At 37.1% G+C, this 24,720-nt stretch carries 16 protein-coding genes and 1 pseudogene; 9 read left to right on the forward strand and 8 right to left on the reverse strand.

The features are described 5' to 3' along the window. Nucleotides 1–204 precede the first annotated feature (204 nt). The 4 genes and pseudogenes from dnaK to SJY23_RS09970 all read left to right on the forward strand — a co-directional run bounded on the left by dnaK (nucleotide 205) and on the right by SJY23_RS09970 (nucleotide 9,320). A complete protein-coding gene (dnaK, locus tag SJY23_RS09955) occupies nucleotides 205–2,109 on the forward strand; it encodes a molecular chaperone DnaK (protein WP_035334012.1) in 1,905 nt (634 codons plus the stop codon). Between the two features lie 445 nt (nucleotides 2,110–2,554). Beyond that, nucleotides 2,555–6,358 (forward strand): gliding motility-associated C-terminal domain-containing protein, encoded by a 3,804-nt coding sequence (locus SJY23_RS09960; protein WP_396596218.1) that lies wholly within the window; start codon nucleotides 2,555–2,557, stop codon nucleotides 6,356–6,358. Nucleotides 6,359–6,373: 15 nt separating this feature from the next. Further along, a pseudogene (locus tag SJY23_RS09965) lies at nucleotides 6,374–7,234 on the forward strand (type IX secretion system membrane protein PorP/SprF); the annotation flags it as partial. Between the two features lie 61 nt (nucleotides 7,235–7,295). After that, nucleotides 7,296–9,320, forward strand: coding sequence for an OmpA family protein (locus SJY23_RS09970; RefSeq protein WP_396596219.1), 2,025 nt, complete (start codon nucleotides 7,296–7,298; stop codon nucleotides 9,318–9,320). 95 nt (nucleotides 9,321–9,415) lie between these two features. Here the strand turns inward: SJY23_RS09970 and SJY23_RS09975 are convergent, their stop codons facing one another. Together SJY23_RS09975 and SJY23_RS09980 are read right to left on the reverse strand one after the other, a co-directional pair. Then, the gene (locus tag SJY23_RS09975; protein WP_396596220.1) at nucleotides 9,416–10,075 is read right to left on the reverse strand and encodes an alpha/beta hydrolase; all 660 of its coding nucleotides are present in this window, start codon (nucleotides 10,073–10,075) and stop codon (nucleotides 9,416–9,418) included. Between the two features lie 104 nt (nucleotides 10,076–10,179). Next, a complete protein-coding gene (locus SJY23_RS09980; RefSeq protein ID WP_035333998.1) occupies nucleotides 10,180–10,479 on the reverse strand; it encodes a hypothetical protein in 300 nt (99 codons plus the stop codon). Nucleotides 10,480–10,680: 201 nt separating this feature from the next. Between SJY23_RS09980 and SJY23_RS09985 the strand changes: the two genes are divergently transcribed. The 3 genes from SJY23_RS09985 (at nucleotide 10,681) to SJY23_RS09995 (ending at nucleotide 12,804) form a co-directional block, all read left to right on the forward strand. After that, the gene (locus SJY23_RS09985) at nucleotides 10,681–11,349 is read left to right on the forward strand and encodes an alpha/beta fold hydrolase (protein WP_035333996.1); all 669 of its coding nucleotides are present in this window, start codon (nucleotides 10,681–10,683) and stop codon (nucleotides 11,347–11,349) included. A 14-nt stretch (nucleotides 11,350–11,363) separates the two neighbouring features. After that, entirely contained in the window at nucleotides 11,364–12,323 is a 960-nt protein-coding gene (locus SJY23_RS09990; RefSeq protein ID WP_396598115.1) for a lytic transglycosylase domain-containing protein, read from the forward strand. Between the two features lie 112 nt (nucleotides 12,324–12,435). Beyond that, on the forward strand, nucleotides 12,436–12,804 hold the full coding sequence (locus SJY23_RS09995) for a sulfite exporter TauE/SafE family protein (RefSeq protein WP_035333995.1): 369 nt from the start codon (nucleotides 12,436–12,438) through the stop codon (nucleotides 12,802–12,804). On the opposite strand, the gene SJY23_RS10000 is transcribed toward SJY23_RS09995, so the two are convergent. The 5 genes from SJY23_RS10000 to SJY23_RS10020 all read right to left on the reverse strand — a co-directional run bounded on the left by SJY23_RS10000 (nucleotide 12,805) and on the right by SJY23_RS10020 (nucleotide 19,695). Next, complete coding sequence (locus SJY23_RS10000) at nucleotides 12,805–13,500, reverse strand: redoxin domain-containing protein (RefSeq protein ID WP_051583748.1); 696 nt, start codon at nucleotides 13,498–13,500, stop codon at nucleotides 12,805–12,807. 210 nt (nucleotides 13,501–13,710) lie between these two features. Further along, nucleotides 13,711–15,537 carry an OstA-like protein gene (locus SJY23_RS10005; RefSeq protein WP_396596221.1) on the reverse strand — a complete coding sequence of 609 codons (1,827 nt, stop codon included), beginning with the start codon at nucleotides 15,535–15,537 and terminating at the stop codon, nucleotides 13,711–13,713. A 180-nt stretch (nucleotides 15,538–15,717) separates the two neighbouring features. Next, a complete protein-coding gene (locus SJY23_RS10010; RefSeq protein ID WP_396596222.1) occupies nucleotides 15,718–16,992 on the reverse strand; it encodes an adenylosuccinate synthase in 1,275 nt (424 codons plus the stop codon). Between the two features lie 7 nt (nucleotides 16,993–16,999). Then, nucleotides 17,000–17,455: a Fur family transcriptional regulator gene (locus SJY23_RS10015; protein WP_035333992.1), complete on the reverse strand. Its 456-nt coding sequence runs from the start codon at nucleotides 17,453–17,455 to the stop codon at nucleotides 17,000–17,002. A gap of 29 nt (nucleotides 17,456–17,484) precedes the next feature. Then, a complete protein-coding gene (locus SJY23_RS10020) occupies nucleotides 17,485–19,695 on the reverse strand; it encodes a RelA/SpoT family protein (protein ID WP_396596223.1) in 2,211 nt (736 codons plus the stop codon). A 215-nt stretch (nucleotides 19,696–19,910) separates the two neighbouring features. On the opposite strand from SJY23_RS10020, the gene SJY23_RS10025 reads away from it, so the two are divergent. After that, complete coding sequence (locus tag SJY23_RS10025) at nucleotides 19,911–20,861, forward strand: calcium/sodium antiporter (protein WP_396596224.1); 951 nt, start codon at nucleotides 19,911–19,913, stop codon at nucleotides 20,859–20,861. A 161-nt stretch (nucleotides 20,862–21,022) separates the two neighbouring features. Here the strand turns inward: SJY23_RS10025 and SJY23_RS10030 are convergent, their stop codons facing one another. Further along, the gene (locus tag SJY23_RS10030; protein WP_013749646.1) at nucleotides 21,023–22,033 is read right to left on the reverse strand and encodes a glutamine synthetase beta-grasp domain-containing protein; all 1,011 of its coding nucleotides are present in this window, start codon (nucleotides 22,031–22,033) and stop codon (nucleotides 21,023–21,025) included. Nucleotides 22,034–22,342: 309 nt separating this feature from the next. Between SJY23_RS10030 and SJY23_RS10035 the strand changes: the two genes are divergently transcribed. Beyond that, nucleotides 22,343–24,526: a glutamine synthetase III gene (locus tag SJY23_RS10035; RefSeq protein ID WP_396596225.1), complete on the forward strand. Its 2,184-nt coding sequence runs from the start codon at nucleotides 22,343–22,345 to the stop codon at nucleotides 24,524–24,526. Nucleotides 24,527–24,720 lie beyond the last annotated feature (194 nt).

Consider the following 24,720-nt stretch of genomic DNA (forward strand, 5'->3'; position numbering starts at 1 on the left):
TTCTCGTAGAAGATTGCTCTTATGTAGAGGGAGTTTTTTGTTTTACTATACGCTTTCGCGAAAGCGTACTTTTTCTAGTAGATAAGGAAGTGAATGACTGGTGCAAATAAAAAGGCTTGTGACACCTTGTCATACTTTGTCTAGTGGCATACTCCTTGTCTATTTGTGTTTGTTGAAAATTAATAACACTTAAATACATATATAATGAGTAAAATAATAGGAATTGACTTGGGTACTACCAACTCGTGCGTTGCTGTAATGGAAGGTAACGAGCCAACGGTAATCCCTAATGCAGAAGGTAAGAGAACTACACCATCTGTAATCGCTTTTGTAGAAGGCGGTGAGATTAAGGTAGGAGACCCTGCAAAAAGACAAGCAGTTACAAACCCAACTAAGACGGTTGCTTCTATCAAACGTTTCATGGGTAACAAATTTAGCGGTAGCGCTAAAGAAGCAGAACGTAGCGCTTACAATGTAGTAAAAGGTGATAATGACACGCCACGTGTAGATATTGATGGACGTTTATACACGCCACAAGAGCTTAGTGCAATGGTTCTTCAAAAAATGAAGAAAACTGCCGAAGATTACTTAGGACAAGACGTAACTCGCGCAGTAATTACAGTACCAGCATATTTTAATGATAGCCAGCGTCAAGCTACTAAAGAGGCAGGAGAAATTGCAGGTCTTAAAGTAGAGCGTATCATTAACGAGCCTACTGCAGCAGCACTTGCATATGGACTTGATAAGAAAGATACAGATCAAAAAATCGTTGTATTTGACTTTGGAGGAGGAACGCATGATGTTTCTATCCTTGAGTTAGGTGACGGAGTATTTGAAGTATTATCTACCGATGGTGATACTCACCTAGGTGGAGATGACGTAGATCAAAAGATAATTAACTGGCTTGCAGAAGAGTTTAAGACAGAGGAAGATATGGATCTTCGTAAAGATCCTATGGCACTCCAGAGACTTAAAGAAGCAGCAGAGAAAGCAAAAATCGAGCTTTCATCATCTACATCTACTGAGATAAACTTACCGTATGTAACAGCAACGGCTTCTGGGCCAAAGCACTTAGTACGTACATTGAGCCGTGCAAAGTTTGAGGCACTTATAGATGACCTAGTAAAAAGAACAATTGAGCCATGTCAAACAGCACTTAAATCGGCTGGATTAAGCACTGGTGATATAGATGAGATTATATTAGTAGGAGGATCTACTCGTATTCCTGCAGTACAGGCAGCGGTAGAAAAATTCTTTGGTAAAGCACCATCAAAAGGAGTAAACCCTGATGAGGTTGTGGCTGTAGGAGCTGCTATCCAAGGAGGTGTACTTACAGGAGATGTAAAAGATGTTTTACTTCTTGATGTAACTCCACTTTCATTAGGTATTGAGACAATGGGTAATGTATTTACTAAGCTTATCGAAGCAAATACAACAATCCCTACTAAGAAGTCACAAGTATTCTCCACTGCGGCAGATAATCAGCCAAGTGTTGATATCCACGTATTACAAGGAGAGCGACCAATGGCCGCAGATAACAATACCATAGGACGTTTCCAACTAACAGATATTCCACCAGCACAACGTGGAGTACCTCAAATTGAAGTTGTTTTTGATATTGATGCAAACGGAATCATCAAAGTTTCTGCAATAGATAAGGCTACTGGAAAATCTCAAGATATTCGTATCGAGGCATCTTCTGGACTATCTGAAGAAGAAATTGCAAAGATGAAAGCAGAAGCAGAAGCAAATGCTGAGTCTGATGCAAAAGCAAAAGAAACTGCAGACAAGATCAATGAAGCAGATGGAATGATTTTCCAAACGGAAAAGCAATTAACTGAATTTGGTGATAAATTATCTGATGATAAGAAAAAGCCAATTGAAGATGCACTTGCAGAGCTTAAAGCAGCTTACGAAACTAAGTCTGTAGATGCTATTACTCCAGCACTTGATAAAATCAATGAAGCATGGAAAGTAGCCTCTGAAGAAATGTACAAAGCACAAGCCGAAGGAGCTGGACAACCAGGACCTGATGCACAAGCTGGAGGAGATGCAGGCGCAGATACCGCTAGCGATGTAGAAGACGTAGACTTCGAAGAAGTTAAATAGCCTGTGCTGAGCGAAGTCGAAGCATAGACTTCAAAGAAGTTAAGTAATCATTTCGCGAAAGCGAAGTTATTTGAGACGTATAAGGTAATATCTCATATAGTCTTCAATTTATAATTAAGAGAAGCCTCACGACATATGTCGTGAGGCTTTTTTTATGAATGAATTTACGGTTGAGTAATAACCGTTTAGGATGCTTTGATCAAAAATGAGTTTCGTTTTGTATGATTTTCTGTCATAAAGGTCATATTTTCAGCGCATTAATGTCAGTTTATTCTATATTTATAAAGTGTAACAAAGATTTTTTGCTTTTGTAATCGATTGATAATCAGATGCGACAAGGTATTATAACGAGAGGTATGTGTATTTCATCGATATTAATTAACATAATATTAGGTTTGTATAAGCGGTCTGATTTATCTTCGTTGCACCTTAATTCAACTTAACTATGGGGAAATTATACCTTTTTCTTACTTTATTGTTATGCTCTACGGTCACGGCATTTAGCCAGTGTGCCGAGGTAGAGACTTTTACTGTATGCGACATGACTGTTGTAGATGGTAATGGTGATTCCATTCCAGATGGAATCATAAATCTTTATGAAGAGTTTTCTGCAATTTCTGGTACAACAATCACTCCTGCAGATGGTATGTGGTTTGACCCTAATTTTAACTTTGCACTTGATGTTGTAACAGGAGATCTATTTTTATGGGATCTCGATAACTCATCTGAAAATATCACAGACTACCAGTTTGAATTCCTTAACGGAGCAACAGGTTGTCCCGATGATGTGCAATTTTTATTCAATGTGGTGTTAGGTCCTTACTCAGGAACAGCAGCAAGTACTACTGCCGGAGGAATCAACCTTCAGGTGTGTCAAGGTGCACCACCGTTTGAATGTGATAGCACCACAAATATTGATTTATTTCAAACCATGTTATCTAATCCAAGTCCGCATGGTAATGGTGAGTGGTTCTACGTAGGTTCAAGTCCTAATTATGTTGGGATTTCAGGAAATAGGTTTCTTAATGTTAATATACCATATCAAGCAGGGCCTCCACTAGTTGACGAAGAGACCTTTGAGCTAGAATATCGAGTGCCTGGAATTACTCCTTGCTCAACAGAAGAAATTACGTCTGTCTTAGTATCAGTGACCAAAGAGCCATTTGCTGGATTTGCAAATTCTTTTGCGATTTGTGAGACAGAGTTATTAGCGGGTAATTTTGATATGGATATCAATTTACGTGACGATGGATATTTGGTCAATGAAAATATTGAAGGTATTTGGTTAACGGATCCTACAGGGCAAATATCTGGACCTGGTGATTCTATAATCAATCTTAGAGAAATTTATGACGACCTTGTAGCTACTACTCCAGAATTTGGATGTATGACATATGACTTCACCTATTTTGTAGAAAGTAGATCATCCATTTGTTCTGATCAACAAAGTACAATCAGATTTACATTCTATGAGTATATAAGACCTTTTGAACAAAATGACGTTCCAGAATTATGTGTAGGAGATGAAACTCTAACTACCTTGAATTTATATGACTATATTGATTTTGCACAAGAAGGTACTACATTATTTGATTACCCAAATAATAGTTGTACAAACTGGAGATTGGTCTCTGGACCATCAAATCTAGGGCTTGTCTCTAACTTGGATGAAATATGTTCACTTGTAGGAGATGTCGACTATACCAGTGCTGGTACAATTGATGTATCTACATTGACCGACAATACCTCTGCAGGAACTTATGTTTTTGAATTCATTGTAAATGAAAGTTATCATTGTGGTCCAGGTATCACGCAAACATATATAGGTCCAGATGGCTGCGAAGTAGTCGTGTCTGGAGACCAACCATGTGAATCTCAATCTACACAAGTTACTTTAATAGTTAACCCAATTAACTATGCAGGAGAAGATACTGCAGATCTAGAGATTTGTGAAACAGAGAGTCCATTAGTACTTACAGACTTATTAGAGGTAAATGATACTGAAGCTCCTATTTATGTAGGTGAAGACGGAGTATGGACTAATACAGCAAATGGAGACGTAGTTGATAATAACTTTGAAATACCAACTATTACAGACTCTCAATTATTCAACTTTGAATATACTACGATAACCGACAATGGATGTGAAGACAGTGCTACCTTAAGCTTTACTGTATACCAGCAATACGATCCAGGAGAAAGTGGACCTCTTGCAGTTTGTAGTGATGCAGCTGAGGTTGATCTCTTTACTCTTTTAGGCGGAACTCCAGACACAAACGGTACTTGGTCTGGCCCTGATGGTTTTGCAACAACAGATAATGTTGCCCTATTTACACCAGGAGCAAGTGTGGAGGGTGAATATATTTATTCTGTGCCAGTAAATGGAACTTGTGCAGAGGCTTCTGCAACGGTAGATGTAACTTTAGGAGATGCACTCTATGCTGGTGAAGATACTACAGGCGTTGAGTTATGTAATACAACGCTCACTGTAGATTTAATTACTCTGCTAGAAGATAATGGTACAGATACTATTGATACTAGTGGTGAGTGGACTGATGGCTCTGGAGCAGTTATAGTAAATCCATTTACAATACCGACAATTACAAATTCTCAAACTTTTGAATTTATCTACACCACAGGTGGTGGGGGTTGTGAAGATGCAGCGACATTATCTCTTACGGTTTTTGAACAAGGTGATGCAGGACTAGATGCAGCTTATGAAACTTGTCAAGATGGAACCACTATAAATCTCTTTACATTATTAGGAGGGACACCAGATACTAATGGTACTTGGTCTGGTCCTAGCGGATTTACAACTACAGATAATGAAGCAAACTTTGACCCATCTGTAAATGCCGCTGGAGCTTATGTTTATACTTTGGCCGCAAACGGAGCATGTGAAGCGGTTACAGCAACAGTGACGGTTTCATTTTTTGCTACTAATTATGCAGGAGAAGATACTACAGGAGTAGAGCTTTGTGACGAGAGTTTTACAAATCCTATAGATCTCATCACATTATTAGATACTAACGGGACAGATACAATATATGAAGGAACTCAGGGTGTATGGACAGACACTGCCACTGGCGATGTAGTTACTAATCCATTTACAGTTCCTGCGATAGATGAGCAGCAAGTATTTAGTTTTACCTACACAACAACTACAGATGATGGTTGTGGAGATGCAGCAACATTGTCGTTTACTGTTTTCGAGAGTAGTGATGCTGGAACGGGAGCTACTTTTCAGGTTTGTGAGGATGGAGCTGCTGTAGATTTATTTACAATTTTAGGAGGAAGTCCTGATAGTAACGGTACTTGGTCAGGTCCAGAAGGATATACTACCACAAGTAATGTTGGCTCTATTAATCCTACAACTGCGGTGAGTGGTGATTATGTATATACCATTGCAGCAAACGGTGCGTGTGATGCGGTGAGTGCAACCATATCAGTAACTATCGTGCCGGTTTCTAATGCAGGAAGCGATATAGATACTTTTGTATGTGCTGGAGATTACACCACTTCTTTATTTGGATTATTATCTGATGATGCCCAGCTTACTGGAGAATTTATAAATATTGACACATCTGAAACTATAGTAGATGGATTAATAGATGTAGGAGCCTTAGGTGAAGGTACTTTCTCATATCTATATATAGTTTTTACAGACGCTTGTGGTCAAGATGATGCAACTGTCACTTTTACCATTACACCTGTCATGGCACCAACAGTTGTGTTAAATGAGCAGTTTATCTGTATTAATGATGGGGTTACTCTAGGGAATCTAGAGGTAAGTGTAGAAGATTTTGTTTGGTACGCTTCCGCGGAAGGTGGAGATCCATTACCATTATCTACATTACTAGTAGATGATACTACGTATTATGTAAGTGCCGTAAATGAAAATGGATGTGAATCTCTGCGAGTACCATATCTAGCAGACGTTTTACCACTAAGCGACGGAAGATGTCAGATTGAAATCTCTGATGGAGTATCAGATAATGATGATGGTCAGAATGACTTTTTAGAATTAGGTACTTTACCAGATATCTTTCCAAATTTTGATATTCAAATTTTTAATAGATACGGAACTATAGTTTACAGAGGTAATAGAAATACGCCACTCTTTGATGGAAGTTCTAATACTGGATCTGGGTTAGGTGATCAATTACCTACTGGAGTATATTTCTATATCTTCTATCCTAATGATTCAAACTCAGCACCAATAGACGGATCTTTTTACTTAAGTAGATAAAAAAACAACCTCAAGATGAAATTTAAAATATTCATACTAGCGGCATTTTGTAGTTTATCTACGTTTGCTCAACAAGAACCACAGTACACTCAGTACATGTACAACCAAGGTGTGGTAAATCCAGCCTATATGATTAATGAACCAGGACTTATAAGAGTAGGTAGTTTGTACCGCTCTCAATGGGTAGGTCTGGATGGTGCTCCGAAAACTGCAAATGTATTTGCAAATATTCCTCTTAACGAGCGAGTAGAAATCGGTGTAAACTATGTAAATGATCAAATAGGGGACGTACTTACTACAAACAATTTTAATGTAAATTTTGCTTACAGAATTAATGTAGCAGAAACTACAAACTTATCTTTTGGATTAAAGTTAGGGGTAGATAATCAGAGTCTCGATTTTACAGATCAAAACGTAGGAGGAGATTTGGCTTTTCAAAATGGACAAACTACCTCACTAGATGTTGGAGTTGGTGCTTTCTTATTTAAAGATAATTACTACGTTGGGTTGAGTTCGCCAAGTGTTATACCGTATAAAATTGAGAATAATTTAGGCAATGGAGATTCCTCTATTCTATATAAGAAAGATCCTACTGCTTATTTAATGGCAGGTTATGTTTATGATGTTAGTGACGTACTTAAAATTAAGCCTTCTGCAGTTGCAAAATGGATAAGTGGTGCACCATTAACTTATGATCTCTCTCTAAACGCCTTATATGATGAAAAATTTGAACTAGGAGTATCATATAGACATCAAGATGCTATCGCAGCATTAGCAGGATTTAATATTACAAATGATTTAAAAATAGGATACAGTTATGACTTCAATGTGAGCGATCTTAATCGTTTTAACAATGGAAGTCACGAGGTAGTTCTATTATATACATTTGATTTGCTAGGCTTACAAAAACGTTACATCTCACCAAGATTTTACTAAGATGAAAAATATATACACATTACTTATTATACTTTGTGTAAGTGCAAGTGCATTTGGGCAAGTACAAAAGGGAGATCGTTTTTTTAATAAAGGAGACTACGCGGGTGCTGCAAAGTATTATGAAGTAGCTTTAAGAAAAAATAACTCTAAAGAAATATTAGGAAAGCTTATAGACGCTTATTATTTAGATCAAGATTATAGAAACGCATCTATATATCTTAATCAGCTAGTTGGACAGCGATTTAATGATGCAGATAGAACGTATGATAATGAGTTCAATTTTAAAATGTACCATGTTCTTAATGCTACGGTGAGTTCGGACAAGGTGGTAGATTACCTTGATCTTTATTATAAAAATAGAGGTGAGGATTTTGATAAAGTAACGGCTCTTGATCTTATCAAAGAGTTGAGAAAAAGGAATCCAAAATTTGACGCAACTAAGAGTAATATAAGCTCAGAAGCAGATGATTTTGGACCTGTAAGAGTAGGGGATAGTGTTTTCTTTACGTCAGATAGATTAAATGACGACGTGCTTAGAACTTTATTTGCAAAGCGTTTTAAAACAACGCAAAGACCATTTTTAGATATTTATGGGGTGAGAGTAAATGATAAGAACGAACTCGCTGGTCAGGCAGTTAGGCTTGAGCAAGGAGTAAACTCCCCATTGCATGATGGTAACTTGTGTTTTAACACGGCAGGAGATGAGATGTACTTGTCTCGTAGTGCATATGAAAATGGTGATAGTGGGAAGATTTTTGATGAGGAAGGAACTAATAGAGTGCATCTTTACAAAAGTGTTCGCATAGATGGCATATGGAGAGAGGCTGAGCGCCTATCATTTGTAAATGAGAACTACTCTTATATGCATCCTACACTTACCAGAGATGGAAAACGATTGTACTTTGCCTCAGATATGGAAGGAGGCCTTGGAGGGTTTGATATCTACTATGTAACTGTACGACTAGATGGTACTTATAGTACTCCCGTAAATTTGGGACCTACAATTAATACTATTCATAGGGAGCAGTTTCCGTTTGTTTCAAACACAGGAGATTTATATTTTGCTACAGATGGACGTTTAGGTTTAGGTCTGCTTGATATTTTTGTAGCACCACTTACGGTAAAAGGATTTACTGAGCCTATTAATCTAGGAGCACCTATTAATTCTAAATATGATGATTTTAGTTTAAGCTACTATTCTGATAATAACGGATTATACGCCACTAATCGTAATGGAACAGATGATGATATCTATAGTTTTGTACAAACTGGAGAAATCATAACTCGTGAGTTTCAAACTCAGTTTGAGGTTCGTGACGCAGATACAGATGAACTTATCTCAGATGCAGCAATACAAATCTTAGGATATCAAGGCAAGGAAGTTTATGCAAACCGTAAAAGTGATGCTGCACCTTTCCAGGTACCACTTACTGTAGATGATTATACGTTTATAGCTTCTGGAGATAATCATGAAGAAGGACGCATGGATATTCAAATAAGAGGAGTACAGACAACACCTTATGTAATCAAAGTAAAGAGAATATTTACAGATACTGAGCTCGCTCTTATGAAGGAAAAGAATCTTTCTAAGGACCTTAAAGAGAAAGATCCAAGTCGTTTTGAATTGCTTACAGATGTAAATGCACCACAAGTAGTGGAGAAAGAAGGTAAGCTGTACATGGCTGTAGCTCCTATTTATTTTGATTTTGATCTTTATGAAGTACGAGAAGATTCAAGAATTGTACTTGATAGACTAGCAGCTAAGCTTGTTAAATACAAACGTATCAAAATAAAAATAAGCTCACACACAGATAGTCGTGGTCCAGCAGCATATAATATGCCGCTATCAGAAAAAAGAGGAAAAAGCACCTTTGATTATCTAGTTAGTAAAGGAATTGATGCCTCAAGAATACAATACCAAGGATATGGCGATACACAGCCAGTGATTAATTGTCCTATAGGTAAATGTACAGAAGATGACCATCAGCTTAACAGGCGTAGTGAATTTGAAATCACTGGCTATTAATAAGCATTTCGTTAAATAACAAAATCGGCAATTCAATGAGTTGCCGATTTTTTTTTGTTTTACGCTTTCGCGAAAGCGTTATCTACACCATTAATTTACTCTTTTAGGGCAGTTAATATTTTTGGGAAGAATGATTTGTGAACCTCATGAATACCAGAAAATACTACTACCTCAAGACGATTGCCAAAAAGAGCAGACCCTTTAAGCTGTTGTTCTGTGACACGAGCTTCTGTAACATACTCATCCTTGTCTCCATAGAGATAAGTGACAGGGGTAGCGGTGGAAAGGTGCTCAAAATCTGGTGGATTTAACTCGGCTGGTATTGCGCCAGAATGTAGTAAAAGATAAGTGCAGTCTATTTTTCTAGAAGCAATCCATCTTGTAACGATAGATACACCTTGAGAATACCCCATCATAATCACGTTTACGGCACTTTTATCTATAGGCGCTAGTTCCGTAGCCCATAACTCATCAAGATAGTTAAAAACATTGTGCTTTTCTGTTTCTGTGTTTTCTTTAGTGAGCCAGCTAGCGCCTACATACTTAAAACGTTTGTCTTGGTAATACTTACTAGGTGCTTGAGGAGCTATAATGTAATTTTCTTCTGGGGGTAGTTCTTTAAAGTAATTTATAAAATATCTTGACAGGTAACCCATGCCGTGTACAACAAACCAAATATTCTTAGTTTTTTCTGATAGCTCATTAAGAGTGGAGTATGTATTTATATGCGTGTAGGAGATTTGTTTTTCTGTCATAACTAGTTTTAAATGTTGTGAGCTTTATCTTTAGGGTAGTTTAATTTCACAATAATGCATAAAAAAAACCACTCAATGAGTGGTTTTTTATAGAATACGATTACCTATATGTTAATACCTACAGGTAATAATCTTTTGTATTTACGTCTGTTAGAACGCATGAATTTTGCAATTTCAGGACTCGTTGGTACGAGGTTTATTTCTCTCTCTGCAACTTCATTAAATACTGCTATAATAAATTCATTCATGTGGTCTTCTGTGCCTTCTGGCATGAAAATTTTAGTCAGGAAGATTTTACGCTCTTGTAATGAGTATTCAATTTTTGCCATTTTGCCTGCAAATGTTGCTTCAAACTGTCTTTGGAACTCATTATCTGTCAATTCAACTGCTGTCGTCGCTTCCATAAATTTTGAAAAATATTTAAAGTATTTGTAAAATTATTAACGGGGTTATTAGAAATCTCTCCTTAATTTTGAACCCCTGAGAGGTAGAAATTAAAAGATAATCAAATCTTAATAATTTCTTTTTGAGAAAGTCTTGCAAATGTATAAAAAATTCCCGAAATAGAGCGCTTCGCTTATGTTAAACCCTTACTTATAAGTTACATGACGCATGTGTATTTAATGCCGGGTATGGCGGCCAATCCTTCTATTTTTGAGAATTTAAGTTTGCCTAATGATTCTTATCAAATACATTTACTAGAATGGTTTTTGCCAGTGCCAGATGAGTCACTACAAGATTATGCTTTGAGAATGACCACTCACATCGCACATGATAATATTGTTTTATTAGGCGTAAGCTTTGGTGGAGTCTTGGTGCAGGAAATGGCTAAGCACATCAAGGTGGCAAAACTTATCATTGTAAGTAGTGTTAAGACTAAGTATGAATTGCCACGCAGAATGAAGCTTTCGCGAAAGCTAAAGTTATACAAGCTACTGCCTATGCGATTGGTAGAAGATATAGATACACTCGCAAAATATGCTTTTGGTGAGACCATAAAAAACAGAGTAGCTCTTTATAAAAAGTATCTATCTATGAATGACAGAAAATACTTGAGTTGGGCAGTGAAAGAAATGGTCTGTTGGGATCAAGAAACTGCGCCGCAAGGAATAATTCACATACATGGAAGCGCAGATAAAGTGTTTCCGTTAAAGTATATTGATACCTGTATAAATATTGAAGGAGGAACTCACATTATGGTGATAACTCGAGCAAAATGGTTTAATAAAAACTTAATCGAACTGATTGAAAATGATTACATTGATTTAAAATAGAAAAGATGATGATAATGATAAAGAAAGTAGTTGCAGGTATAGCGGTAGTGGCTATCGCAGGCCTGGTTATAAACTCTGCACAAGCACCGCAGGAGGAAGAAATACTGCAAGACGAAGTAGAAGTGCAGGATGAAAAAATGACGTCAAATAGATTGCTTAATGACTATAATGTCTATGCTATACCTATGCCAGATGGGTTAAACTTTGCTGGCGAAGCGGTTCCTGTAGAAAATCCAGACATTAAAGAGCGTATGGATCGCGAGCTTCTTGTGAATACTTACTGGCAGTCTAATGCGCTGCTTATTTTTAAAAGAGCAAATAAATACTTTCCAACCATAGAAAAAATACTAGCAGAAGAGGGTGTACCAGATGATCTGAAATACCTGGCAGTAATAGAAAGCGGACTTACACAAGCAGTTTCTCCTGCTAGAGCAACGGGTTTCTGGCAAATTTTAAAAGAAACTGGTAGAGAATATGGTCTAGAAGTAAATGATAACGTAGATGAAAGATATCATGTAGAAAAGTCTACACGCGCTGCTTGTAAATATTTAAAACAGTCTAAAGAGAAATTTGGGAGCTGGACAGCTGCAGCAGCAGCTTATAACGCTGGTAATTATGGAGTTTCTCGCCGATTTAAAGAGCAGAATGTGCAAGACTATTATGATTTGCTTTTGGGAGAGGAAACCGGTCGTTATGTATTTAGAATTATTGCTCTTAAAGAGATTTTAAGTAATCCAAAGAAGTATGGTTTCAACTTTAGAGCAGAAGACTTGTATGCAGAAGTACCTACATACAAGGTAGAAGTAGATACGGCAGTGACAGACTTTGTAAAATTTGCAGAACGCTTTGGTATCAATTACAAGCTTCTCAAGCTCCACAACCCTTGGTTGCGTGAGACTAAACTCAATAATAGTTCAAGAAAAAAATATTACATAGAAATACCAGAAAAGGGAGTTTACAATCTTGGTAGATAATAACGACAGAATAAATTAAAAAAATAGGCATCTCATTTTAGTAAATGAGATGCCTATTTTTATTTATAAGACTGTGTAATATGGTATTTTTAATAAATCAAAATTTGATACAATGAATGCATCAGTTATTATAGCGCTCATAGCCATTGGTCTTATCGCTGGAGTGCTGAGTGGGATTATGGGAGTAGGTGGAGGCGTAATTATGATTCCGCTTATGATTATGTTACTACATTTTAATCAGCATCAAGCTCAGGGTACTAGTCTTGCAGTACTTGCTGTACCTGTAACATTTCTTGCAGCTTACAACTACTATAATGAGGGTTATGTAAACTGGAAATATGCAGCGGTTATCGCTGTCTTTTTTGTGGTAGGGGGCTTTCTAGGATCAAAACTAGCCGTTAATCTTGATCAAAAAACGCTCAAAAGAATTTTTGGAGCAATACTCCTTATTCTTTCTATCAAAATGCTGTGGGGTAAGTAACTATTTGTTAATTACTATTGGTTCATCACTCAATCGCTGCTGGTTATACAATAACTCTGTAAGCATACCTTTGTACAATTCAAAATTATTGGCAGTAGATATTGCTTCATCTTGAGACAGCTTGTTAGGTAGACGTCTCTTAATATCAATAATTTCCTTTTCTGAAGTAATGGTATAAGCAAGTGGTAGCCCTAATGAATGCTTAAGATTCTTGATGATTAAAGAATAATTATTTTCTGAGTCATCAACGTAGAGTATATCAATATTACGATCATATCCTTTGCTTAGTTTTTTTACTTGCTTTACATCTCCCCAAAACAAGAGAACTACTGCTACGTCATCACTATATTGATTAGCGAGTTCATTTAGTGCGGCTTTTTCTCCTTTACTGCTTATTCTCCAGCTAGAGTATGTGAGAAGCATTACAGGCTTTTCATAGTCTTCAAGAGCTTTATTTTTTTTTGAAGTGTTTTTAACCTTAAAGTTATTCATTAAAGATCCTACAAGTTTGTCTTCTACAAGATTGTCAAAAAGGACTTTGACTTTGTCTTGTTCAAGATTTCTAATCGCTTCTTCGGCTTGTAATAAATAAGAAGGAAGGTGAGCGTCTAGCGCTTCAGAAAAAAACATCTGAGAGTTTTGTGCTGTAAGGCTAGAAGCTGTTGTAAATACGAGTAAAAGTAAAAATTTTCTCATAGTCTAATGATTTGGGACTATAAAGATAGGATGGAGGGGAGGTCTTGAAAAATATTTTCGCCAACTGACTTATAAATTGGGTTAAAACGCAATATTTTGCGATTTTTCACCTTTTTTTGTTGCGTAAAGATCTGGTATTTAGTCTATTTAGTGAGAATATCATATTTGAATTGCATATCCTTAAGAGTATTTTACTTTACATATTAGCTATTAATCCCCATCCTTTTTAGTGGGCTTCAACAGTCTTCGTTGTTTTTTGAGCGGTAAATTTTGTAGGCGTTGTGTGGAGGTATTCTGGTTGCGCTCTAACAACGCTTCTTTTTCAAGTTTACCTTTTGTATCGAGATTTTCTTGACCATATTTTGGCTTGTTTTCTTCTCTGTTTTCTAGTGTTCCTTCTTTAATATCTGAACTTTCAGATAATGGTTTGATTGTAGGGTCATCATTAGTTGAAAAGAAACCCTCATCTATTTCGGGAAGAGGAATACCTTGAATCTTAGTAAGCACAAATGGTGCTTCTCCTTTAAATATATCCTCCTTGCTCAACAACTCCTCATCACCTCTCCAGTTAAAACCTTCAAAGGTTTGTGGTTCATTTTTAAATTGTGATTCGGGGAAAATGGTTCCTCCCGGACTTTTGAGTTTATTAATCTCGTCTATCGTATTTTCAAAAAAAGTAATTTCTATACGAGCAGAGGTGCCTCTGTCTATGCCTGTAAGGTCACCGTTTTCTTCACGCATATACATTATTGTCTCTGCGTTGTTTATAATGTCTACTTGTTTAAGCTGATTTTTATCATCAAAAAAGCCATATAGTTTCTGTCCTTTGACTTGATTAAATCCAGAAATCGTGTCTTTCTGAGCGATAAAAGCATTATCAAAGACCTTAAGCGAGTCAATTTTCTCTGTTTCTAGATTATTGAGAAGGTGAATGCTATCTCCAGTAATTTGACTTTTCTCACTCCATAATATAGGTTTTCCTATCATTTGCGTTAGTCCTGTGCGCTGGTTACTGTGTAGGGAGTCACTTTTACCGCTCATATTACTCTTGTAGAGTTTTACGTTTTTAAACGCTCTAATAATCCGATTCTCTGGCTTGCCGGTAAGTAAGAGTCTATCGCCATGTACATAAACAGAATCATTGTCTTCTACAGTAATAGCAACAGCTCGTTGTGTGATCAAAACAGAATCTTTTGCTCTATACACTTCAGCATAATGTCCCTTTACAAGGCTTCTATTTAAGGTGTCAAGAACTTTAATATTGTTAGTAGCACTCGCAAAGTTTCTATTTCTGTCAAAATAGAGACTATCTCCATACACTTGCCTATTGTCGTAATCTATTCTCGAGTTTTTTACAAAATAACCGTAGTCATTTGCTGTGTCATAAAAACCGCGCTCGCAATAAACCTTAGATGACGGGCTTGTTATTGTGGTAGGACCATATAAATAAGCATGTTCTGGGACGCTGTAAAAATCTAGTTGCTCACTATTAATTACGTACTCAGTATTTGTCACTACAACATCATTAATAAAAGAGATTTTATCCTGCTCTATATAGTAGCGACCTACGCGGCTAGTTATTTTGCTATTAGGTGATGTTACAACTCCTCCTGTGCGATAATACGCTTGCTGGCTTATACGATTAAAGTACATGGTGTCTGTAGTCACCGTAGTGGTGTCCTTCTTTAAGAAGACATCTCCTGCTGCATAAGCAAACTTCGTATCACCATTATATTCTATATATCTCCCACGCATAGAGATTGAGTCGCCCTGTTTTAAGCGTACATTTCTATATGCTTTTACGAAGTTCTCGTCTTTATAATAAAAAGCAAGATCGCACCACATTTCGGCACCTTCGTGTTGTATGTACACTTGCTTATTTGATTTCTGAAAAATAATTGCGCCAGGAAATTCTTCTTCATTGATGCGTTCAATGTCAGATTCTATGAGGATTTCTTTAGGTTGGTTTTGTTGCGCTTTCGCGAAAGCAGAACATAAAAACATCCCAGTAAGTAAAATGTAAAAGTAATTTTTCATCAGTGTCAAAAATAATCAAATTGCCTCCCGAAATCGATAACACTTTATCAAAAAGGAGGTGATACCGCTTTGTATCTACATTAGGGTATTCTTTTAACGTATTTTATTTGAGATAAGTGTATATAAAAAGCCTCCAGATATGAATCTGAAGGCTTTTTTATAATTTGAATTTTTGTAAGCTTATCTAAGTATCGTTTGAGTACGATCTGGTCCTACAGATACAATCTTAATAGGAGTCTCAAGTTCTTTCTCAAGATAATCTATATATTCATTAAGTGCCTGCGGAAGCTGGTCTGCAGTAGTCATGCCTGTAAGATCTTCAGACCATCCAGCCATTTCTTTATAGACTACTTCAACGTTTTCTGGTTCAATATTATAAGGAAGGTGCTCGATAGTCTCTCCTTTATATTTATATGCAGTACATACTTTCAAGGTTTTAAAACCAGAAAGTACATCACCTTTCATCATCATAAGTTGAGTAACTCCGTTTACACGCACGGCATATTTAAGAGCTACAAGATCTAACCATCCACAACGACGTGCACGGCCAGTAGTAGCGCCAAATTCATTACCTACGCGTCCCATAGTCTCACCATCTTCGTCAAAAAGCTCTGTAGGGAATGGTCCAGAACCTACACGAGTGGTGTAAGCCTTAAAGATTCCAAATACTTCGCCTATTTGGTTAGGAGCAACACCAAGACCTGTACAAGCTCCTGCTGCTGTCGTGTTTGAAGAAGTCACATAAGGATAAGTACCAAAGTCAATATCAAGTAGTGATCCTTGAGCACCCTCTGCAAGTATAGACTTACCAGATTTTTGTGCTTGGTATAAATACTCTTCTGAGTCTATAAACTTAAGTGTCTTAAGTGTTTTTATAGCAGCAAAGAATTCTGTTTCTAGTTCGTCTAGATCGTAATCAATCTTTGCATTATAAAAGTCAATCATTGAGATATGTTTGTCTCTCAATGTAGCATAACGCTCTTTCCAGTCTGCAAGTTCTAGATCTCCTACTCGTATACCGTTACGACCAGTTTTATCCATGTAAGTAGGACCTATTCCCTTAAGAGTAGAACCTATTTTTGCCTTTCCTTTTGAAGCTTCAGAAGCTGCATCTAGTAAGCGGTGTGTAGGAAGTATAAGGTGTGCTTTACGAGAGATCACCATTTTTGCTTTATAATCTAGTCCTTCAAACTTATCAAGATTTTGAAGTTCTTTCTTAAAAATCACAGGGTCAATTACAACGCCATTACCTATGACGTTCATTGCGTTGTCATGAAAAATTCCAGAAGGAATCGTATGTAATACGTGCTTTATCCCGTCAAACTCAAGAGTATGACCTGCATTAGGTCCTCCTTGAAAACGTGCAATAATATCGTAGTCCTTCGTGAGAACGTCTACAATTTTTCCTTTTCCTTCGTCGCCCCATTGGAGGCCCAGTAGTAAATCTACAGCCATTGTTATGTTAATTAGTCGTGTTTTTCTTTCCGTAAAAATAGAGTGAATGCTTGTCTATGGTAATATCAAAAACCTCTTCTATGGTTTTTTTAATAGACTGTATACGAGGATCGCAAAATTCTATTACTTCTCCTGTATCTGTAAGTATAACGTGATCGTGTTGCTTATCAAAGTATGACTTCTCATACTGCGCTTGATTATTACCAAACTGGTGTTTACGTACCAGCCCACATTCTAGTAAAAGTTCTATGGTATTATATAATGTAGCACGGCTCACCCTGTAGTTCTTGTTTTTCATACTAATGTAGAGCGTCTCGATATCAAAGTGCTCTTCATTACTGTATATCTCTTGCAAGATTGCAAAACGTTCAGGTGTTTTGCGGTGACCTTTTTCTTCTAGATAGGCTGTAAAAACGCCTTTTACAACGTCTTGATCCTTATTAATAGTAGCTTTTAGTGGCATCGTTTTTAGTAAAGGACGAATTTACGGATTTATACTCGAGTCACTTGGTCGATACCGTCTATTTTTTTAAGATTTTCTATCAAGGTTTTCAACAATTCATTGTTTCTCACTAGTACTGTTATTTTTCCCTTGAAAACACCTCCTTGCGTGGTGAAGTTTATACCCTTTATTTCTACATGCTGGTGTTTTGAAATCTCTGCGGTTACGGTATTTACGAGCCCTAAATTATCAATACCAGTAAGTATAATGTCAGTTTGATAACCAGTGTCTGATGAGTCTACCCACTTTGCCTTAATAATTCTATAGGCATAGTTACTCCTCATCGATATTGCGTTAGGGCAATTGTTTTTGTGCACCTTTATCCCGTCGTTTATTGTGGTAAACCCAAATACAGGATCCCCAGGTATAGGGCTGCAACACTTTGCAAATGAATAATCGAGTTTTTGATCTTCTGGACCAAAAACTAATGAGTCATAATTGTTAGTGATCTCATCTTTGTTGACGTCTGGCGGACTATTAGGCTTGCGTATTTTACTTTTTATAAATGACATTAAAGCGTTGCTGCGCTGTGCTGCAAACTCTTTAATCATTTTATTGTCTATTGTTCCGTTACCTACACGATAAAATAAATCAAGACTTGTGTTCAACTTAAAGTAAGAAACTAGTTCGTTTATAGTTTTCTCATTAAGAGGTATCTTTTGAGATTTAAGTTTACGATTTAAGATAGCCTTACCATCATCTGCAAGTTCTTTCTTTTCATCTTTAAGAGATGATTTTATCTTTGCGCGTGCTCTTGCTGTTGTAGCATAGTCAAGCCAATTGTTTGTAGGGTGCGCAGATTCTGATGTGATGATTTCTACCTGATCACCACTTTTAAGTTCGTGACTAAGTGGTACTAGTCTACCATTTACTCTTGACCCGCGAGTGTGAAGCCCTATTTCTGTATGTACACTAAAAGCAAAATCTAGCGGAGTTGCACCTTTAGGGAGAGATTTGAGTTCTCCTTGCGGTGTAAATACAAAGATTTCCTTATTGTATAGATTGAGTTTGAAATTTTCGACAAAATCTACCGCATTTTGATCAGGGTTTTCTAGTGCTTCCTGTAGTTTATTGATCCAGTCGTCCAGTGTAGAATCTCCGTCGTTTCCTTGTTTATACTTGAAGTGAGCTGCATATCCCTTTTCGGCGATTTCGTTCATTCGTTCAGAACGAATCTGTACTTCTACCCATCGTCCTTTGAGTCCCATTACAGTAATGTGTAGTGCCTCGTATCCCGTGGTTTTAGGAGAAGAAATCCAGTCTCTAAGGCGAGTAGGGTTAGGTCTAAAGTGGTCTGTAACTATAGAGTAGATCTTCCAGGCTAAGAATTTTTCGTTTGCCTTATCACTCTTATAGATGATACGTATCGCAAACTTATCATACACTTCTTCAAAAGTTACTCCTTGTGCGAGGATCTTCCGTCTTATGCTGTATATAGACTTTGGACGTCCTTTAATTTCATAATTAAGTCCTTCTTCATCTAGGGAGTCTTCTATAACCTTTTTAAACTCCTTTATATAGTCGTCTTGCTGTGCTTTGCTCTCTGTAATTTTGCCAGAAAGATCTTTATATACTTCTGGTTCGGTATATTTTAAGCTTAAGTCTTCAAGCTCTGTTTTTATATTGTACAGTCCCATTCTATGTGCTAGGGGCGCATAGATATATAGCGTCTCACTTGCAATTTTTGATTGCTTATCTGGACGCATGGAATCCATGGTTTGCATATTGTGGAGACGGTCTGCTATTTTAATAATAATCACCCGTGGGTCATCATTAATAGTAAGCAACATTTTTCTAAAATTTTCTGCTTGTAAAGAGACGTCTCTATCCTTTTTTAAGCTAGATATTTTAGTAAGCCCATCTACTATGCGAGCAACAGTCTCCCCAAACATTTGCTCAAGATCAGGTAAGGTATACTCCGTGTCTTCTACAACATCATGCAATAATGCACTAGCTATAGATGTAGCATCGAGACCTATCTCGCTAGCTACAATTTGTGCTACGGCAACTGGATGAAAGATGTAAGCTTCGCCAGATTTTCGACGTTGTGATTTGTGAGCATCTACAGCTACGTCAAATGCTTTGCGAATCATTTTTTTATCATCCTCTGATAAGGTTTGATAGCTTATGCGCAGCAGTTTTTTATACTGTCTTGTCAGCTCCTTATTCTCTGCCTCTATAAATTCTGTCGTTAATTCCATATGATATCTTAAATGTACCATTTTCTCATAAATGAACAATATATAATAACAACATCTTGAGATGATTTATATAACGATGTCTTATTAAGGTAAATGGGGTTGAAATTTTAGATAACGCTTTCGCGAAAGCGTACTAACATTACCACTTTCCTCTCTTATTAATTCTAAGTGCACATGACTGTTAATTCTTATCTTCGCCTGTAAAATTACAATATATGAGCATATTTTATATTCTAGTAGGTTTAGTATTACTAGTGGTAGGAGGGGAGTTTTTAGTAAGAGCATCTGTGGGGTTGTCGTTTAAACTCAATCTTTCTAAAATGGTGATAGGCCTTACGGTTGTTTCCTTTGCAACCTCTGCGCCAGAGTTATTAGTAAGTGTTCAAGCAGCGCTAGACGGTAGTTCTGATATTGCGCTAGGTAATGTAATTGGATCTAATATTGCAAATATAGGTCTCGTTCTAGGTATCACTGCGGTTATTTCGGCACTTGCGATAGACCGTGATTTTTATCGTTTTAATTGGCCTGTGATGATGTTCTTTTCTCTCGCCTTGTTTTTTTTACTTTCAAATGATGGAAAGCTCACCGCTGCCGAAGGTGGAGGCTTGCTTGTTGCACTTGCTGTATATTTATATTTCTTATTACGTAGAGCAAGAAAAAGTGCTGTGCTTGAAGAAGGCGATGGGGTAGATGAGGGATTGGGACAGGCGTCTTATTTCAAAATAATACTATGGCTTATTATAGGTGGTGCAGCGTTATATTTTGGTTCTGAGTGGCTCGTTTCTGGAGCCAAAGATCTTGCTACGGCTGTGGGTATTAGTGAGTATGCTATTTCTGTTACTGTTATCGCAATAGGTACTAGTGTTCCAGAACTTGCGGCATCTGTTATTGCTGCTTTAAAGAAGGAGAAAGCTATATCACTAGGGAATCTTATAGGTTCTAATATTTTTAATATTGCGTCAGTGTTAGGCTTTACATCCCTTATCAAGGACATAAACGTAGTAGATGATGCTATTTTAGGAACTAATATTTACTGGATGATAGGTTTTGCAGCCATTTTATTGCCACTTGCTTTTATTCCTGCCAAGCTACAAATAGGTAGAATAAAAGGATTAGTCCTTGTAGGAGCTTATATATTATTTATAGCGCTTGCATTTGCGGGATAATCAATACGTTTTTTAAATGTTGAGCAGTGGTAAATGGCATTAGATATTTACTACTCTTGTTATAGATCTCTTTAAAAATTTAAGTACGCTTTCGCGAAAGCGTAACACAAAAAAAATGCTCAACCTAAGTTGAGCATTTTTCACATTTATATAAATCAGAATTAAACTTTTGCAGTTTTTACAGTCTCGATAATACGACCTGCTACACGGTATGGATCTGCGTTTGAAGCTGGACGACGATCTTCTAGCCATCCTTTCCATCCTTGCTCTACAGTAATAATAGGAATACGTAATGATGCTCCACGATCTGATACTCCATAAGAGAAATCTGTAATAGAAGCGGTCTCGTGATCACCTGTAAGGCGCTCTTCATTGTGAGCTCCGTATGCTTTTATGTGTTCTTTAGTTACTGGGCGGAAAGCCTCACAGATAGTGTTGTAAGTTTCCTCAGATCCACAAGTTCTCAAGGTTGTATTTGAGAAGTTTGCATGCATACCAGATCCATTCCAATCTCCTTTTACTGGTTTAGGGTGATACTCAATGTACCATCCATACTGTTCAGTAAGACGGTCTAGAAGGTAGCGAGATACCCATATTTCATCTCCTGCTTTTTTTGCTCCTTTTGCAAATAATTGGTATTCCCACTGTCCAGAAGCAACCTCTTGGTTAATTCCTTCAAAGTTAAGACCAGCCTCGATACAAAGATCTGCGTGCTCTTCTACAAAATCACGACCGTGTGTATGGCGACCTCCTACAGAACAGTAGTACATTCCTTGTGGTCCAGGGTATCCACCTATTGGGAAACCTAAAGGTAGTTGAGTTTCTCTATCCATGATAAAATATTCTTGCTCAAAACCGAACCAGAAATCATTATCATCGTCATCTATTTTTGCTCTGTGGTTTGATGCATGTGGCGTACCATCTGCACTTAGCACTTCTGTCATTACTAAGAATCCATCAGTACGTTGTGGATCTGGGTAGATAGCTACTGGCTTTAGAAGACAGTCTGAAGCTCCTCCAGATGCTTGCTTAGTAGAAGACCCATCGAAAGACCATATAGGACAGTCTTCTAATTTTCCGCTAAAGTCGTTTACAACTTTAGTCTTGCTTCTCATATTTTGTGTGGGTGTGTACCCGTCTAACCAAATGTATTCTAGTTTTGACTTACTCATAATAGCATTTAATGTTTTAGTTAACGAGGGCAAATATAAAATAATTTTAAAAGGCAATTGGTATTTTAGGGCTTAGTTATTAAAAAATATTAATTTTTGTGAACAACCCCTTAAAATTTAGGGGGTCTGTAATTTTTGGCTATATTTTTTATATTTCCCTTATATTTGTGCCCTTGTTTAGGGGTGTTATTGGCTTTTTGGTAAGAACTTTTTCTAAACATCTTATAAAATATTTATAATCATTGTGTTATAGTGGTTTCTCTCCCATTTCATTGAAAATACTGTAGCCTTAATAATGTTAGACTAATTATGTCAAAAATCCGTTTTAAAGCCTTGCATGATGTGCAGCATAGACCAGCCATCACTTTTGATACTTTAGGAAGACCATCTTCATTATTTAAGTCTAATGTGTTTGGAGAGCAGGCCATGCGCCAATTTTTGTCTAAATCTACTATAGACAGTGTACAGACAGCTATAAGGAAAGGCGATAACATAGATCGCATAACTGCAGATGCCATTGCTACAGGAATGAAATCTTGGGCGCTTGAAAAAGGAGCTACACATTACACTCATTGGTTTCAACCGTTAACGGGTGCCACGGCAGAAAAGCATGATGCATTTTTTGAAATCACATCAGACGGTCACGTTATAGATAAATTTGACGGTGGGCAGCTTGCACAACAAGAGCCAGATGCCTCAAGCTTTCCTAATGGAGGCATACGTAACACTTTTGAGGCAAGGGGTTATACCGCATGGGATCCTACATCACCAGCATTTATATATGACAACACCTTGTGTATTCCAACGGTTTTTGTGGCATATACGGGAGAGGCACTTGATTATAAGACGCCTTTATTAAAAGCTCTAAACACGATTGATCAAGCTGCTACAGCAGTAGCTCAATATTTTAATAAAAATGTAAATAAAGTAACAGCGACTCTAGGATGGGAGCAAGAGTTTTTTCTTATAGATGCATCACTAGCAGCTGCGAGACCAGACTTGATGCTTACGGGGAGAACACTTTTAGGTCATGCTGCCGCAAAAGGACAGCAACTCGATGATCATTACTTTGGATCTATTCCTATCAGGGTGCTGGCATATTTAAAGGAGCTGGAGCAAGAATGCTTGTTATTAGGTATCCCTTTAAAGACAAGGCACAATGAAGTAGCGCCTAATCAATTTGAGATGGCTCCTATTTTTGAAGAAGCAAACCTAGCAGTAGATCATAATGCATTACTCATGGATGTAATGCAAAAAGTAGCGCAACGTCATCATTTTAAGGTTCTCTTTCATGAGAAGCCGTTTGAAAATATAAATGGTAGTGGTAAACATAATAACTGGTCACTAGCTACAGATACAGGAGTGAATCTTTTGAGTCCAGGTACCACTCCAATGAAAAATTTACAATTCCTCACCTTCTTTGTAAATACTATTAAAGCGGTTCATGAGCATGAAGCTTTGCTTAGAGCTTCTATTGCTAGTGCGGGTAATGATTATCGTCTAGGTGCAAATGAAGCGCCGCCAGCAATTATATCAGTATTTATAGGATCTCAACTCACACAAGTGCTTGATGAGCTCGAGAAAGTAACAGATGGAAAACTATCCCCACAAGAAAAAACAGATCTTAAACTTAATGTAATAGGTAAGATCCCTGAGATTTTGCTTGATAATACAGATCGTAACCGTACCTCACCTTTTGCGTTTACAGGTAATAAGTTTGAGTTTAGAGCTGTAGGTGCTACTGCAAATTGTGCAAACCCTATGACTGTGCTTAATGCTATTGTTGCTCAACAACTTATAGCTTTTAAAAAGGAGGTAGATGCTCTTATAGACAATAAGGACATGAAAAAGGATGATGCAATCTTTAATATCCTTAGGGAATATATAAAGGACAGTAAGAAAATTAGATTCGAAGGAGATGGATATGGTGCCCCTTGGGAAAAAGAAGCAAAAAAGCGCAAGCTTAGCAATAATAAGACTACAGTATCTGCTCTTGAAGCTCGAGTGAGTAAGAAAACGGTAGCATTATTTGAGTCTTTAAGCATTATGAATAATGTTGAGATTCAAGCACGTTACGAGATTGAGTTAGAAGAGTACGTAAAGCGCATACAGATAGAGAGCCGAGTGCTAGGCGATGTAGCTCGCAATCATATAATCCCTACGGCCCTGAGATATCAAAATGTATTGATAGACAATGTAAGAGGCTTGAAAGAAATATATGGTGAAGATTTTGCCGCTTTCGCGAAAGCGCAAACATCCATTATTAAATCAATCTCAGATCATACAGCTAGTATTAATAGTCTCATAACAGAAATGATTAATGCTCGCAAAGAAGCAAACGATCTTGATATTAAAAACAAGGCAACTAATTATGCTGAGGAGGTGAAGCCATTTTTTAAGGCTATTAGGAGAGATTGTGATAAACTGGAGCTTCTAGTAGAGGATGAACTGTGGCCACTGCCAAAATATAGAGAATTACTCTTCGTAAATTAAGCTGTTTTTACTAATTAAAGACGCAAGACTTTATAATGTACAAGTAAAAGATGACTGTAAGTTTCTTATAGTCAGTGTACTCGTAAGAAAAATCTGATTCTTATATACCCGCCTATATAAAGGGGTGTTTACCCCTGCGTGCTTAGCTACTGTAAACACTAGTGCTCACCGAAAAATGTTAAAAATACCATAAC

It is taken from the genome of Dokdonia sp. R86516, from assembly GCF_044596715.1.
GTDB lineage: Bacteria > Bacteroidota > Bacteroidia > Flavobacteriales > Flavobacteriaceae > Dokdonia.